The 15050-nt window shown below is 66.6% G+C and carries 15 protein-coding genes; 7 read left to right on the top strand and 8 right to left on the bottom strand.

All coding sequences use genetic code 11. The annotated features are described in order from the left end of the window. Positions 1 to 28: 28 nt before the first annotated feature. Together ACFWF1_RS15765 and ACFWF1_RS15760 are read right to left on the bottom strand one after the other, a co-directional pair. Positions 29 to 1135 (bottom strand): PDR/VanB family oxidoreductase, encoded by a 1107-nt coding sequence (locus ACFWF1_RS15765; protein WP_379282675.1) that lies wholly within the window; start codon positions 1133 to 1135, stop codon positions 29 to 31. Further along, on the bottom strand, positions 1132 to 2034 hold the full coding sequence (locus ACFWF1_RS15760) for a metal-dependent hydrolase (protein WP_379282674.1): 903 nt from the start codon (positions 2032 to 2034) through the stop codon (positions 1132 to 1134). Before ACFWF1_RS15760 ends, ACFWF1_RS15765 begins: the two co-directional genes overlap by 4 nt. Before the next feature lie 258 nt (positions 2035 to 2292). Between ACFWF1_RS15760 and ACFWF1_RS15755 the strand changes: the two genes are divergently transcribed. Continuing rightward, the gene (locus ACFWF1_RS15755) at positions 2293 to 3684 is read left to right on the top strand and encodes a wax ester/triacylglycerol synthase family O-acyltransferase (RefSeq protein WP_379282673.1); all 1392 of its coding nucleotides are present in this window, start codon (positions 2293 to 2295) and stop codon (positions 3682 to 3684) included. A 41-nt stretch (positions 3685 to 3725) separates the two neighbouring features. Here ACFWF1_RS15755 and ACFWF1_RS15750 read toward each other — a convergent pair whose 3' ends face one another. Beyond that, positions 3726 to 4622: an alpha/beta fold hydrolase gene (locus ACFWF1_RS15750; protein WP_379282672.1), complete on the bottom strand. Its 897-nt coding sequence runs from the start codon at positions 4620 to 4622 to the stop codon at positions 3726 to 3728. A 98-nt stretch (positions 4623 to 4720) separates the two neighbouring features. Then, the gene (locus tag ACFWF1_RS15745; RefSeq protein ID WP_379282671.1) at positions 4721 to 5179 is read right to left on the bottom strand and encodes a MaoC family dehydratase; all 459 of its coding nucleotides are present in this window, start codon (positions 5177 to 5179) and stop codon (positions 4721 to 4723) included. A 297-nt stretch (positions 5180 to 5476) separates the two neighbouring features. Between ACFWF1_RS15745 and ACFWF1_RS15740 the strand changes: the two genes are divergently transcribed. After that, positions 5477 to 6220, top strand: a complete 744-nt coding sequence (locus tag ACFWF1_RS15740; protein WP_379282670.1) for a glucose 1-dehydrogenase — start codon at positions 5477 to 5479, stop codon at positions 6218 to 6220. A 22-nt stretch (positions 6221 to 6242) separates the two neighbouring features. Here ACFWF1_RS15740 and ACFWF1_RS15735 read toward each other — a convergent pair whose 3' ends face one another. Beyond that, on the bottom strand, positions 6243 to 7262 hold the full coding sequence (locus ACFWF1_RS15735) for a YdcF family protein (protein WP_379282899.1): 1020 nt from the start codon (positions 7260 to 7262) through the stop codon (positions 6243 to 6245). A 236-nt stretch (positions 7263 to 7498) separates the two neighbouring features. Between ACFWF1_RS15735 and ACFWF1_RS15730 the strand changes: the two genes are divergently transcribed. Together ACFWF1_RS15730 and ACFWF1_RS15725 are read left to right on the top strand one after the other, a co-directional pair. After that, on the top strand, positions 7499 to 8713 hold the full coding sequence (locus ACFWF1_RS15730; protein ID WP_379282898.1) for a lipase family protein: 1215 nt from the start codon (positions 7499 to 7501) through the stop codon (positions 8711 to 8713). 72 nt (positions 8714 to 8785) lie between these two features. After that, positions 8786 to 9814, top strand: coding sequence for an FAD-dependent oxidoreductase (locus ACFWF1_RS15725; protein WP_379282668.1), 1029 nt, complete (start codon positions 8786 to 8788; stop codon positions 9812 to 9814). Between the two features lie 53 nt (positions 9815 to 9867). On the opposite strand, the gene ACFWF1_RS15720 is transcribed toward ACFWF1_RS15725, so the two are convergent. Both ACFWF1_RS15720 and ACFWF1_RS15715 read right to left on the bottom strand, forming a co-directional pair. Next, positions 9868 to 10119, bottom strand: a complete 252-nt coding sequence (locus ACFWF1_RS15720) for a CsbD family protein (protein WP_379282667.1) — start codon at positions 10117 to 10119, stop codon at positions 9868 to 9870. Positions 10120 to 10357: 238 nt separating this feature from the next. Next, positions 10358 to 10990 carry a LysE/ArgO family amino acid transporter gene (locus ACFWF1_RS15715; RefSeq protein WP_379282666.1) on the bottom strand — a complete coding sequence of 211 codons (633 nt, stop codon included), beginning with the start codon at positions 10988 to 10990 and terminating at the stop codon, positions 10358 to 10360. 73 nt (positions 10991 to 11063) lie between these two features. On the opposite strand from ACFWF1_RS15715, the gene ACFWF1_RS15710 reads away from it, so the two are divergent. The 3 genes from ACFWF1_RS15710 (at position 11064) to ACFWF1_RS15700 (ending at position 13331) form a co-directional block, all read left to right on the top strand. Next, positions 11064 to 11936 (top strand): LysR family transcriptional regulator ArgP, encoded by an 873-nt coding sequence (locus tag ACFWF1_RS15710; protein WP_379282665.1) that lies wholly within the window; start codon positions 11064 to 11066, stop codon positions 11934 to 11936. 156 nt (positions 11937 to 12092) lie between these two features. Beyond that, positions 12093 to 12425: an Lsr2 family protein gene (locus ACFWF1_RS15705; protein ID WP_357382689.1), complete on the top strand. Its 333-nt coding sequence runs from the start codon at positions 12093 to 12095 to the stop codon at positions 12423 to 12425. A 174-nt stretch (positions 12426 to 12599) separates the two neighbouring features. Continuing rightward, the gene (locus ACFWF1_RS15700; protein WP_379282664.1) at positions 12600 to 13331 is read left to right on the top strand and encodes a PaaX family transcriptional regulator C-terminal domain-containing protein; all 732 of its coding nucleotides are present in this window, start codon (positions 12600 to 12602) and stop codon (positions 13329 to 13331) included. A 33-nt stretch (positions 13332 to 13364) separates the two neighbouring features. Here ACFWF1_RS15700 and ACFWF1_RS15695 read toward each other — a convergent pair whose 3' ends face one another. Further along, entirely contained in the window at positions 13365 to 14996 is a 1632-nt protein-coding gene (locus ACFWF1_RS15695; protein WP_379282663.1) for an acyl-CoA dehydrogenase family protein, read from the bottom strand. Between the last annotated feature and the right edge of the window lie 54 nt (positions 14997 to 15050).

Raw genomic sequence — 15050 nt, 5'->3', positions numbered from 1 at the left:
GTTTCTCCTTGCTGACCAGAGGTCGTGGTTACAGATCGAGCACCAGTCGCCCACCGGGCGAACGGGATACGCAGACGAGCATCTCGCCCGCCTCGTGTTCGGCTGCGGTGAGCACGGTTTCGCGGTGTTCGGGTTCGCCGGACAGCACCCGCACCTTGCAGGTGCGGCAGAAGCCCTGACGGCACGAGTAGGGACGGTCCGGGCGCGCCGCCAGAATAGTGTCGAGCGCGGAACGATCCGCCGCCACCTCGACCACCTCGCCGGTGGACGCGAATTGGATCTCGAACGGCACGCCGTTCACGATCGGCGGCGGCGAGAACCTTTCGGAATGCAGTTCCACCCCGGGCATTTCGCGCACCGCGGCGGCGACGGCGGTGGTCATCGGCACCGGACCGCAGCAGTAGACCGCGGTATCGGCGGTAACTCCCGGCAGCAGTACGGCGGCGTCGGGCAGGCCGTGCTCGTCGTCGGTGCGCACGGTGACCCGGTCGCCGAACCCGGCGATCTCGTCGAGGAACGGGATGGTGTCGCGGTTACGCCCGGTGTACACCATCGACCACTCGATACCGAGCCGCCGCGCCAGCCTCGCCATCGGCAGGATCGGCGTGATCCCGATGCCACCCGCGATGAAATGCAAACGGGCAGCGGGTGACCCATGGCCCGGCACGGCGAACGGAAAGGCATTGCGCGGCCCGCGCACGGTGATCGGCGCGCCGACCGGCAGCGCGTCGTGCACCTCCACCGATCCGCCGAGGCCGTCCGGAATGCGCCGCACCGCAACCCGATAGGCGCGGGTGTCGGCCGGATCACCGCACAGCGAGTACTGCCGCAGCCGCCCCGACGGCAGCTCGAGATCGAGATGCGCGCCCGGCCGCCACGGCGGCAGTTCCCGCCGATCCGGCGCCTCCAGTCGCAGGCTCACCACGTCCTGGTCGTGTGCTTCGATCCGCCGCTCGGTCACCACCAGCGCCAGCCGATGGTCGTCCACCTTCGGCGCGAGGTCGCGCCGGTTGATCATGGTGGTCCACTTCAACCGCGCCGAGGCGACCGCGTCGAGCACCCGCACCGCCCGATCCTGGTCACGCTTGCCGAACAGATCTGCGGGCAGCCGCTCGGGAACAGGACGCAGATTCACGACGCAATCGCTTGCGCGGCAGGCGACTTCGCGAGGTATGCCACCGCCTGCGCGGTGGACCCGACCGAGCCGGGGTTGTAACCGGGCTTGAAGGTCGACAACGCGCTCCGCAACAGCGACGGCACACCGGGCAGTGCGCCGCGCCACATCGCGCCGAACACACGCGTGATCAACCGCGGGTAACCGAGGTCGGACAGCTCGGGGTCCTGGTGCACCATGTATTTCGTGCCGCGCACCACCAGCGTGATGAAGGTCGGGAACACGAACGTCATCACCGCCGCGCGCCGCAGATAGCCTGCGCCGAAATAGACCGCGACATCGTGCGCCACATGCCGGTGCTCGACCTCCTCGGCGCCGTGCCAGCGGAACAGGTCCGCGATGCGCGGTTCCGCGTCGAACTTCTCCAGGTCCGCGTTGAGCACCCAGTCGCCGAGATAAGCGAAGAAGTGCTCCAGGCAAGCGATGACCGCCAGCCGCTCGACCAGCGTCTGACGCTCCGCGATGCCCTCGTTTCCCCTGGGCCCCAGAGTCTTTCGGAACAGATACTCGGCCTGCCGGACATAGGGTTCCGGGTCGACGCCGTGCGCGGCGAGCACCTCGGTGAGCACCTTGTCGTGCGTCTCGGCGTGCATGGACTCCTGGCCGATGAAGCCCAGCATCGCCTCGCGCAGCTTGTCGTCCTTCACGAACGGCAGCGCCTCGGTGTAGGTGGCGCAGAACATGCGCTCGCCCTCGGGCAGCAGCAGGTTCAGCGAGTTGATCAGGTGCGAGGCGATCGGCTCGTTCGGCATCCAGTGCAGGGGCGTATCGGCCCACTGGAACTGCACGTTGCGGGCGTGCAACGCCACCTCGCCCGGATCGATGTCCGGTCGTCGCTCACCTCTACGAAGTAGCTTCATCGGTACTCCTCTCACGACTGCATCGTCGCGCGCCTTCCTGCATGGCCGTAGCAATCATCATACACATACATGAAACTCCGGGTTACATAAAGATCCGGAACGGCCCAACCAGGCATTTCACCCCCCGACCGGACGCGAACCACTAGCCATTCAGTAGCCGCCAATGCCGTTAGCCCACTTGACAATAGGGCGCTCCACTGTGATCCACTTCGCTCCCGTTCGCCCAATAACTAGAACGCGTTCTAGTAGTCTTTCGCTATGGAGCGACTAACCGGATTGGATGCCAGCTTTCTCTACTTGGAAACCGGGACCCAGCACCTGCACGTGTGTGCGCTGCTGATCCTCGACCCCGGCTCAGCGGACTATTCCTTCGAAAAATTCAAGGCCGAACTAGGCAGGCGGCTACCCCTGATCCCCCAGATGCGCCGCCGCGTCTACGAGGTGCCGTTCAATCTCGATCACCCGGTCTGGGTGGAAGATCAGAACTTCGACCTGGACTATCACATTCGGCGCATCGGCATCGCGGCCCCGGCGGGCCGCCGCGAACTGGCCGAACTGGTCGGGGATATCGCCAGCCGTCCGATGGACCGCGACCGCCCGCTCTGGGAGATGTCGGTGGTGGAGGGCCTCGACGACGGCAAGGTCGCGGTGATCTGCAAATATCACCACGCCGCGGTGGACGGCATCACCGGCACGAATATGATGATGCACCTGTGCGACCTGGAACCGCACGCGGCCAAGACCCCGCCCGCCGCGGAATGGCGGCCGGAAGCGCGCCCGAACGATTGGCAATTGCTGGCCAAGGCGGTGGTCAAGTTCCCGACCAAGGCGGGCATCGTCGGCATGGTGCCGAAAACCCTGGGCCTGGTGGCCGGTTTCGCGAACCGGCGGCGTAACGACAAGGCGGGCATGGCATTACCGTTCTCCGCGCCGCGCACGCCGTTCAACCTGGCCATCACCCCGCATCGCGCGGTCGCGTTCACCGAGACCGAACTCGGCGCCATCAAGGAGATCAAGTCCGCGTTCGGGGTGAAGATCAACGACGTGGTGCTGACCGTCGTCGCCGGCGTGCTGCGCGCCTATCTGGAGAAGCACGACGAACTGCCGGATCGCTCGCTGGTCGCCTCGGTGCCGGTCTCCGTGCACGAATCGTCGCGGCACACCGCGGGCATCAACAAGGTGTCCACGCTGTTCGCCCGGCTCGGCACCGATGTCGAGGATCCGGTGCAACGCCTGCTGCAGGTGGCCGAGGACAACCGCGGCGCCAAGGCCGAACACGATCTCATCGGCGCGGACTTCCTCCAGGATTGGTCGAAGTACGCTCCGCCGAACACCTTTCAGCTCGCGGCCCGGGTGTACTCGTCGCTGAAGCTGGCCGAGCGGCATCCGGTGGTGCACAACCTGGTGGTGTCGAATGTGCCCGGCCCGCCGATGCCGCTGTACTTTCTCGGCGTTCGGGTGGACGGGATGTACCCGTTCGGTCCGGTGTTCCACGGCGCGGGACTCACGGTGACCGTGATTTCGAACAATGACGACCTGGACTTCGGCTTCATCGCCTGCCGGGAACTGGTGCCCGACATTTCCGCGCTCGCCGACGCAGTACCCGGCGTGGTCGCCGAATTGCTTGCCGCCGCCAGAAAGTTAGGGTGATCCGCGGATAAGCCCTGTTCGCCATTGCCGCCGAACAGGACTCACAATCTCGCGGCGACCGCCGCACAGGCTTCGAGCAGCGCGGGTACGAAGAGATCGGCCGCCAGCACGCAGGCCGCATGCCCGCCCTTGATCAGATGAATGCTCGCCCCGGGGATCATGGTCGCCATCTCCAACTGCCGATAGACCGGAATGGCCCGATCCTGCGTCGTAATGACCACGGCGGTCGGCATTTTCAGGCTCGACAACCAGTCCGTGGCATCGAATCGGCCGACCTCGCCGATCACCTGGGTAATCGCCCAGCCGCTGGTACTGCGCAGTTCGGTGAGCGCCCACCGATCCAATCGGCCCGGCGCCCACGCGATTTCCGGCATTTCCGGCAGCCGTCCGGCGAATTCCTCGATGCGCCGGAAGGAATACGGTCCGACCGACTCGGCGAATGCCCCGAAGGCCCGGTGGAAGGCGCGCTCGCGCCATTTCTCCTGAAACCGATACGGCGTGGAACACAGCACAAGTCCGCTCACTCGATCCGGATGCCGGTGCGCTGCCGCCAGACTCACCACTCCACCCAGCGAGTATCCCGCGCACACAGCCTGTTCCACGCCGAGCGCATCGAGCACGGCGACAACGTCGTCCGCGCAGTCGTGCACGGAGAAACGCTCGGAGCGAATCCCCCGTCCGTGCCAGCGTTGGTCGAACAGGATCACCCGGTACCGCTCGGCCAGCGGCGCCAGCGCCGGAAACCAATTCAGGTAGGCGGTACATCCGGTGCCGTGCAACAGGACCAGCGCGGGCGCGCCCGCCGGTCCGGCGATGTCGACCACGTAGGTGCGGCCCCGCCCCGGCAACTCGACCAGTCGCCCGCCCGGCACCTCGGCGATGTCCGGCACCCGCCTGGCGAAGCGGCGTAGCGCCGCCGAGGATGGTGAGTTCGTCATCGTGCGCCTCCCGCGAATCGCGGACAGAATTAGAACGTGTTCTACACGATGATGCCACAGCGCGCCGTCCCGCGAAGGCCGGACGGCCGAGCGAGCGCCTAAGCCAGCGCGCGGACGATCGTTTCGGCGATACAGGCGGGCTTGTCGGAACCCTCCCGCTCGATGACCGTCGCAATGACGACCTGCAGTCCTCCAGGCACCTCGTCGACGCTGACGATCGTGGCCCGGCCGCGAATACGGGAACCCGCCGGCACCGGCGACGGAAACCGAACCTTGTTGAGGCCGTAGTTGATCCGCGCACCCGCGTCGGCGATATCGAATATCTCCCGCATGATCGCCGGGAGCAGCGACAGCGTCAGATACCCGTGCGCGATGGTCGTGCCGTACGGCCCATCGGCCGCCCGTTGCGGATCGACGTGGATCCACTGCCGATCCTCGGTGGCCTCGGCGAACGCGGTGATGCGGTCCTGGCCGATCTCGATCCAGCCGCTCACGCCGAGGTCGGCGCCCGCGGCCTTCCGCAGCGATTCCATGGTGAAAATGGTGGGCTCACTCATATGGAAACCCTAAATCGAGCGGCCCACCGGGACGAGAGCATTCGGCCGATATCTGATCGCCGAAAGCCCGCGACCGCTGTCTGAGACAATATAGGCTAGGGGTGCTCGCGGCGCGGAATCAGAAACCGCCTCCCGCGCCGCGGACGCGCCCTCCCGAAGTCGCTGGCCCGCAACGACATTCCCCGGCGGCAGCACCGATGTGGCACCATCGGACGCGCGGCCAGCACCCGATCCGGCACATTTCTGTAACGTGTTCCAGTACGTTGGCGTGGACGAACGAAAGACGGAGGTGCCTCGATGGGGCGGTTGACCGGCAAGGTGGCGTTGATCAGCGGCGGGGCCCGCGGCATGGGCGCGGCACACGCCAAGGCCATGGTGGCCGAGGACGCCCGCGTGGTGCTCGGTGACGTGCTCGACGAGGAAGGCGCCGCGGTCGCCAAGGAATTGGGCGACGCCGCCGCCTACGTGCACCTCGACGTGCGCGAACCCGCCGAATGGCAGGGCGCGGTCGCCGAGGCGGTGCAGCGGTTCGGCTCGCTGAATGTGCTGGTGAACAACGCGGGCATCGCCAACGGCAACCTGCTCGTCGACTTCGAACTGGCCGAATGGCAGCGGATCATCGACATCAACCTCACTGGCACGTTTCTCGGCATGCAGGCCGCCACACCGGCGATGATCGAGGCGGGCGGCGGCTCGATCATCAACATCTCCTCCGTCGAAGGCCTGCGCGGCAGCCCCGGACTGCACGGCTACGTCGCGAGCAAATTCGCCGTCCGCGGCCTGACCAAGTCGACGGCACTCGAGTTGGCGCAGCACAAGATTCGGGTCAACTCGGTCCATCCCGGCCTGATCAGCACGCCGATGACCGAGGGCATTCCCGCGGACTTCCTGCAGATCCCGCTGGGCCGGGCCGCCGAGTCGTCCGAGGTCGCCGCGCTGATCACCTTCCTGGCCAGCGACGAATCCTCGTATTCGACCGGCGCCGAATTCGTCATCGACGGCGGCCTCACGGTCGGCATTCCGCACAAGACCTTCGAATAGCCGGACGCGGTAGGCGCCGACCTCAGTCGCCGTAGTGGTGCGGCAGGTCCCGGGTCAGCACCAGCGCGAGTACCGGCAATGCCATCAACGCGAGACAGGCGATCACATTGATCCATTTGTAGGCCACGACGACCGCGGCGAACTCGCGCAGCATCGCCGAGGGCAGGTAGTAGAAGGCGGTCCGCGCACCGGTCACCTCGGCGTCCAGGTCGAGGCGCCGGGCCAGGATCGCCGTGCGCAGGATGTGGAAGTTGCTCGTCACCAACACCATTCGAGTGGTTTCGCCGCGCTCGCCCAGTAACCGCTTGGTGTAGAGCAGGTTTTCCCGCGTGGTCGTCGAACGGTCCTCCAGCACAATGCTGTCCGCGGGCACCCCCTGGTCGACGAGGTAGCCCGCCATCGCCGAGGCCTCCGACACGGCCTCGTCGGAACCCTTGCCGCCGCTGGCGATCAGCAGCGGCCTGCGCCCCGCCGCGAGCTCGGCGCGATACACCTCGATGGCCCGATCCAGGCGGCCGGCCAGCAGCGGCGGCACCCGCGCGCCGACCAGGCCGGAGCCGTGCACGACGATCGCGTCCATGCCCGGCCGATAAGGCAACGACCCGTAGAACAGCGAATACAGCAGGAAGCTGGCGAACAAGAATCCGATGTAGCTCACCGCCATGGTGCCCGACGCCAAAATCACGACGGACCAGATATCACCGGTGAAAATGGCCACCGCGAGCAAGACATAGGGCACCAGCAGCACCACCCCGAGTCCCAGCGGAAGCAGGTTCGCGATCCGCAATCCTTCCCGGCGAATCATCTGCACACCGTTGATCATCAGCAACCCGGCGAGCAGCAACACGAGCAGTGGCGAAAGCAGCACGAGCAGGCCCGCCAGCACCACCGGCAGATCACCCTGCGCGCCGGATCCGATCGCCCATACCCCGGTGAAAGCCAACCCGAGCAGCAGAAACACCCCGTTGCTCAAGCGTCGCCGATCCTGGCGGAACCTCAGCAGGAACACCCCGAGCAGGACAAGGCCGACAACGAGCAGCATCACCGAACCACCGTAACCGGCGCGAGGGCAACCACGCGGCGATGCCGCGCCGCCCCACCGCGGATCGCTGGGCTCGCACGGCGCGGCTCCCTCTGGCCATTCCCTTTTTCCCATATCGTGTCGCTCGTCCGAACACCGGCCGGGCGATTATTCACGGCCACTTTTCGGATTATTCGACTTTCCACATGCCCAACAATCCCCGTGAATGTCGTGATGAATGGGAGTCGCTCATCGCCATGTTTCGACACATCCGCCCCGCGCTCGCCGTTGTCGCCCTGCTGATTTCGGTCGCACACGTGGCCGTCGTGCCGGGTACCGCTGCGGCACAACCGATCTATCCCAAGCCGGACCCCGACCCCTTCTACGCGCAACCCCCCGACCTCGATCGGGCGAAACCCGGTGACGTGCTCGCCGTTCGGCCGATGCCCGCGCTGATCGGCTTTCCCGGCAGCACGGTCACGATGATCAAGTTCCGGTCCACCAATTCGGCGGGCAATCCGATCGCGGCCACCACCACGGTGCTGACCCCGCACGACCACGTCCCCGGCGGCCCGCTGCTGTCCTATCAGCACATCATCAACGGCCTCGGCACCCAGTGCGCCGTCTCGCGGGTGCTGTACACCGGCGACCCGAATCTCGCTGTCCGCGAGGCACCCGCGCTCAACACGGTGCTGCTGCGCGGCTGGTCGGTGGCGCTGCCCGATCATCTCGGACCGACCAGCGCCTACGGGGCGGCCAAGCTGGGCGGAATGATCACCCTCGACGGCATCCGCGCGGCCCGCCAGGTCGCGCAGCTCGGCGTCGCGCAGAGCCCGGTCGCGATGTTCGGCTACTCCGGCGGCGGCATGGCGACGGGTTGGGCGGCCGCGCTGGCACCCACCTACGCACCGGAACTCGACATCGTCGGTGCGGCCGAGGGTGGTGTTCCGATGAACCTGGTGAAGATGACCGAGGGACTCGGCTACTCCCGGCATCCGGCGTTCGGGCTCGCGCTGGCGGCGGCCATCGGGCTCGAGCGGGAGTACCCGGCGCGGCTGCCGATCAGCGACAACCTCAACGATTTCGGCCGGGCGACCCGCGATCAGATCGCCAACGGCTGCACCAACGAGATCCTGGCGGCCGGTGCCGGGCACAACGTGCTGGACGTGGCCAGTTCCACCTCGCTGGCCGACGATCCGAGCGCCCGCTCGGTGCTGGAGGAGAACAGCCTGGAGCTCTACGAGGGTGTGCCGAAAATGCCGATCTACCAATGGCGTTCGCAGGAGGACGCGCTGATTCCGGTGGCCTCGATCGACAACACCGTGCGGCGGTACTGCGCGGCCGGGGTGCGCGTGCAGTCCGAGTTGTTCCCTAGCCCGGACCACCTGACCACCGCGGTGCTCGGCGCGCCTGCCGCGATGTCCTGGATCGACGAACGGTTCCGCGGCGTACCGGCACCGACCGACTGCTGATCGCCGCCAGGGCGCCCACCATCGGGCTGCGGGACGCCACCGCGCCCCGATGGTGGGACCTAAGGTGGGGGCATGGTCACGATCATCGGCGGTGGAATCGCGGGCACCTTGCTTGCCGGTGCGCTCGCGCGGAACGAGCGGCCGGTCACGGTGTATGAGAGTCAACCGGTCGTCGGCGCGGGACACTTTCTGGCACTGGACGATCGGGCGCACGCCGCGCTGACCGGGCTCGGCGTCGGGATCGATCGACTGCACGAGGCCTCGTATCCGCTGACCGAGTTGCGCGCTGCCGACCATTCCGGGGTGATCCGCAGCGATTCCCGCACCGGGCGCAGGCTGTACCTGCGCGCCGAGCTCATGCGCGCACTGACCGAATTCGCCACCGGCACAACGGCCGAGCTGCACTATGCCACCCCGGTCACCGAGCTGAACAGCACCGAGGGAACGCTCTTCAGCGGCGGAAACCCGGTTCCGGCCGACGACGTGATCATCGCGGCCGACGGCATCGACTCCCTCGCCCGGCGCCACCTCGAACCCGAGCGCACCGCCGAATACTCCGGCCAGATCATCATTTACGGCATCACCGACCGGCCGATCCAGCCGGACACCGACCCGTCCGTGCTGCACTTCCACCGGGAGCTCGACGACAACGGCCGGCCTGCCGGCACGTTCGGGCACTTCTGGAACACCGCGATCTCGGTCTGGTTCACCCGCCTCACCCGCGGCCCGCTTGCCATGCAGGACATCGGATCTCAGTCTCTTGACGGTTGGGCGGAACCAATTCGGGCCGGTGCCGTCGCGATCCCCGAACTCGTCGAGACCGTGCTCGCCGCCACTACCACCGTGCACGTCTCCAACGCGCGCACCGTGCCGCTCACCGACGCGCGTCCGCCGCGGACTCCGGTAATCCTGTGCGGCGACGCCGATCATGCGATCACCCCGGCCGCGGGTGTCGGCGCCCGCGACGCCATCGAGGATGCGGCGGCTCTCGCCGCGGCGCTCACGTCCGGCGGCTCACCGGCCGCCGCGATGGCCGAGCGACGGCGCCAGATCCTCGCCGAGCGGGAGCAGGCGGCCCAAATGTTCCGCAGCGCAACATAAATCGGCGGCGCGGGGACGAAATATCGTCCCCGCGCCGCCGCAAGCTCTGGCGACTAGGATTCCTTGCCGCTCTCGTAAGCACTCTGGCGAGCCTCGTTCAGGGTGGCCTCGGCGCGTGCCTTCTCCGCCTCGGCCTCCTTCTTGGCTGCCTCACGCTCGGATTCGGCCTTGTCCTGCTGGGCGCGACCCTCGCTCTTCAGGCCTTCCTTCCCGGTGACAATGCCTATGGCTTCCTTGGCCTTGCCCTTGACGTCTTCGACGACGCCCTCGACGGCCTCGCGCGGTCCGCTGTTGTCCGTGGTCATAAGAACTCCTCCAACTCGGGTGTGGTCGGTCATTCGCCGCATACCCGGGCCCTTTGACCCCAATCAGCCCCGGACGCAATGCGGGCTGTGTCTCCCGTCACGCCGTCTGCGCAGCCAACCCTGTTCTCGCCGAACAACACTCGATACCGCATCGTGGCAACATTCGAGTTTCCGCTGACCGGGCGTGGATTTCACTTGTCCACCGGCCTGGAACAGTGAAAACCAACGGGTTTCGACGTCACATCGAGGGGCCCGCGAGCAACAGACCCAGACCCAGCAGCGTCATCACCACGGCGATAGCGGAATCCAGCACGCGCCAGGCGACGGGACGGGCGAACAGCGGGCCGAGCCGCCGGGCACCGTAACCGAGCGCGGTGAACCAGACGATGCTGCCGAGCATCGCGCCCGCGCCGAGGAACCAGCGGTCAGGGGTGGCGTAGGTGCTGGCGAGGGAGCCGAGCAAGACCAGGGTGTCCAGGTAGACGTGCGGGTTCAGCCAGGTAAGAGCCAGCGTGGTGGCGACGGTGGCCCCGAGCGCGACCGTCGTGCCCGCTGATCCGACGATCAGTGCGGTGGACGCGAAAGCCCGGCGGGCCGCGAGGACGGCGTAGCCGAGCAGGAACGCGGCGCCCGCGTACCGCACCACCGTCACCACGACGGGCGCCGATTGGACGACAACCCCGAATCCCCCGACTCCCGCCGCGATCAGCACGATGTCCGACAGCGCACACACCGCCACCACGGCGAAGACATGCTGTCCGCGCACCCCCTGGCGCAGCACGAAGGCGTTCTGCGCGCCGATGGCGACAATCAGCGAAAGTCCGAAACCGAGACCGGACAGGGCCGCCAGGGCGGCCGAAGACACTTCCATGACCATCGACGCTAAGCACGGCATTATCTCAAGGCAAACTAAAGTTTCTGCACTACCATTACGATTCCTTAACATGGATCTCCAGCTGGATCAGCTCCGCGCCTTGAATGCGGCGATCACCGAGGGCACCTTCGACGCCGCCGCCAAGAGCCTGCGGATCACCCCGTCCGCGATCAGTCAGCGCATCAAAGCGCTGGAGGACGCGGCCGGACGGGTCTTGGTGCAGCGCACAAAACCGGTGTGCGCCACCGAATCCGGGCTCGCGGTGCTGCGGCTGGCCCGGCAGATCGAACTGCTCGCCGGTGACACCGCCACCGAACTCGGCGAGGCACATCGCCCGGCCCGACTGTCCATCGCGGTCAACGCCGATTCACTGGAAACCTGGGTGCTGCCCGCGCTGACCGCGGCACCGCAGGGCGTCTGCTTCGATATTCACCGCGAGGACGAGGAGCACACCACCAGGCTGCTGCGCGACGGCACGGTCATGGCGGCGATCACCGCCACGTCCACCCCGGTGCAGGGCTGCACAGTCGAACGACTCGGCGCGATGCGCTACCGGCCGATGGCCGAACCGCACTTCGCGCGCACCTGGTTCGGCGACGGTGCCACCGCCAAGTTTTTTGCCGCGGCACCGGTGGTGCTATTCGACCGCAAAGACGATCTGCAAGACCGTCACCTGCGCCGCCGTAGTAGGCAACCGCTGGATCCGCCGCGGCATTATGTCCCTTCTTCGGCCGGTTTCCTCGCGGCGGTTCGGCTCGGATTGGGCTGGGGCATGCTGCCGGACCTGCAAACACGCAATTTCCGAACTACCGAGCTGGTGGCCATCGACGGCGCGGCATTCATCGATGTCCCGCTGTACTGGCAGCAATGGCGGCTCGACTCACCGGCATTGAGCGCGGTCGCCTCGGCGATAGCCGCGACGGCGGCAGAATCGCTACGCTGAGTCGGACGTATCGGATGGTTGTGCAGTTGATCGCGCAGCCGCGCGCATTCGCTCCCGGCAGTTCTGCGGCACAGTCCTTTTCTCCTCGCCGAGTTCGATAAGATACGGTATTAGTATTTCGAGCAATTACTCGTGACTACGCGAAGGACGCATCCCATGGCCAAGAAAGTCACCGTCACCCTCGTCGACGACTACGACGGCAAGTCGAAAGCGAATGAAACAGTTCAATTTTCGATCGATGGCGTGGCCTACGAGATCGATCTGTCCACCAAGAACGCGGGCAAGCTGCGGGTGACGCTCGAGCCGTGGGCGGAAAAGGCGCGCAAGACGGGTCGGGCGAAGCGGAAAGGCACCGGCAAAGCGACTTCCGCGACCGATCGCGAGCAAACAGCCGCGATCCGCGAATGGGCCAGGAAGCACGGGCACAACGTATCGACCCGTGGCCGGATCCCCGCCGACATTGTCGCGGCATATAACAACGCGAACTAGCCGTACCACGGGATTCGTGCCTCGGCCGGACACATCGCCGGTTCACGGCCCACGCCGCGGACTTCGGGCGGGCGATGTCGCGCGGCGGGTGGTGGCGGGCTCGTCGGTAGAATTTCGGGTTCGACCGCCGGAGTTCGGCAGGCGGTAACTCGGAGAGGACGGGGATGTGTGGCGATGCGCGTGCGGAAGCTGACCGCTCGGTCGGCAATTCTGAGTGCGTTGCTCGGCGCGCATCCGGCGGAGGCGCCGGTCAGCTGGATCGTTTCGGTGGCCGAGGAACTCGGCCTGCAGCAATCGGCCGTGCGGGTCGCGCTCACCCGGATGGTGGCCATGGGTGATCTGGAACGCGCGAATGGCGTGTATCGGCTCTCGGATCGGTTGATCGAGCGACAACGCAGGCAGGACGCCGCGGTGCGCCCCGTGGTGAAAACCTGGGACGGCGCATGGTTTTTGGCGGTGGTGACGACCGTCGGCGACGATGCGCCCGCCCGGACCGCTTTCCGCGACACGATGCGCGCCCGCAAACTCGGCGAATTACGTGAGGGTGTGTGGACCCGGCCCGCGAACATCGAGATCGTTCTCGGGCCGGAGGCCGGCCGGCGAGTTTCGGTGTTCACCGCGGTGCCGCAGGATGCGCCGGTCGCGATGGCGGAAACCCTTTTCGCACCACAACTTTGGGCTCGCGACGCGCAACGGCTGCTGCACGAGTTCGCGAGTTCGTCCTCGTTGCGGGCGCGGTTCGAGGTGGCGGCAGCGGCGGTGCGGCATATTCTCGATGACCCGCTGCTACCCGATCCGCTGCTGCCCGCCGACTGGCCCGGGTCAGCGCTGCGCGCCGAATACGCGGCGTTCCGAACCGAATTCATGGCATTCGCGGAGCAGCTACTCGTCACCTCGGATGTGTAGTGCCATCCGACGAAGTGTGCCGGTCGGTTTCCGCTAGCCCGTCTTGGGTGTGGCGCGTTGAATGATCGCGGCCGTATCGATACCTGTCGGTAGGGTGCCGAAAACGTCGCCGTGTTCACCACCGAGCCTGCTGACGGTGAACGCATCCGCCACCGCGGGATGCCCGTAGCGAACGAGCAGCGACGCCTGAAGTACCTGCGCCATATCGCCGACGATGCGGCGGGCGCGATGCTGGATGGTGTCGAAATCACCGAATTGCTGTTCGAGCCGGACGATCGCGGCGTCGAGGTGTGTGTCGGCACCGGCGGCGCGTTTCACTTCGTCGAAAAAGGCGCCGAGGGTTTCCGGTTGTTTGGCCATCGCGCGCAGCGTATCGAGCGCGGCGACATTGCCCGACCCCTCCCAGACCGACATCAACGGCGCCTCCCGATACAGCCGCGGCATCCGCGATTCTTCGACATAACCGTTGCCGCCCAAGCATTCCAGCGCCTCGGCGGCGTGGATCGGGCCGCGCTTACACACATAATATTTGCTCACCGCCAACGTGATTCGGCGCAACTGGTCGGCGCCGTCCGCCCCGGCGGTCGCCCGATCGGTGAGGTCCGCGAGCCACATTGCGACAGTGGTAGCCGCCTCCGCCTCGATCGCGAGATCGGCGAGCACATTGCGCATCAACGGCTGATCCGCCAGCGTCGCACCGAAAGCCGTGCGGTGCGCGGCATGATGCGCGGCCGCGGCGACACCGGTGCGCATCGCGGTGGCGGTGCCGATGGTGCAGTCCAGCCGGGTCAGATTCACCATTTCGATAATCGTCGGCACGCCGCGGCCTTCGTCACCGACCAGCCAGCCGACCGTGTTGTCGTATTCGACCTCGCTGCTGGCATTGGAGTGATTACCCAGTTTGTCCTTGAGCCGTTGCAGCGCAAAGGTATTGCGGGTGCCGTCGGGCAGCACGCGCGAGACGAAGAAACAGGAAAGCCCGCCGGGCGCCTGCGCGAGCACCAGGAACACATCCGACATCGGCGCGGAGGTGAACCACTTGTGCCCGGTGATCCGGTAAGTCCCGTCGGACATCGGCGTGGCGGCGGTGGTATTGGCCCGAACATCCGAGCCGCCTTGCTTTTCGGTCATCGACATCCCGGCGATCAACCCGCGCTTGGTCAGCGGCGCACGCAGCACAGGATCGTATTCCTTTGCGCACAACAGGGGTTCGTACTGCGCGGCGAGTTCGGGTGCCGCGCGCAGGGCCGGGACGACGGCGTAGGTCATCGAGATCGGGCAGCCGTGGCCCGCGTCGACCGGACCCCACACGCTCAATTTCGCAGCCCGCGTCAGATGCGGATTCGGCCGGGTGTCCGCCCACACCGCGCCGTGCAGACCGAAGCCGACCGCGTGGGTCATCAACCGGTGATAACTGGGGTCGTACACGACCTCGTCGATCCGGTTGCCGTAGCGGTCGTGTGTCTTCAGCGTGGGCGGATGTGCCTCGGCGAGATCACCGAGCTCGATGGCTTCGGCACTGCCCGCCAGTCGGCCGATCTCGTGCAGCTCGTCGAGGGCGTGTGCGGCGCCCGCGCGGTGCAGCGCCTCGAGCAGCACCGGCTGCTCGGCGGCGTCGTAGTCGACGAGCGGGGGAACCTGGTTTGTTACCGCGTGGGTGGCCATGAATCAGTATTACAGCGCTCCGTCAATTGACACAAGTATGTAATATATGTGAGA

The organism is Nocardia sp. NPDC060255, assembly GCF_042727395.1.
Taxonomy (GTDB): domain Bacteria; phylum Actinomycetota; class Actinomycetes; order Mycobacteriales; family Mycobacteriaceae; genus Nocardia.
This window is presented reverse-complemented; position numbering and strand designations above follow the sequence as displayed.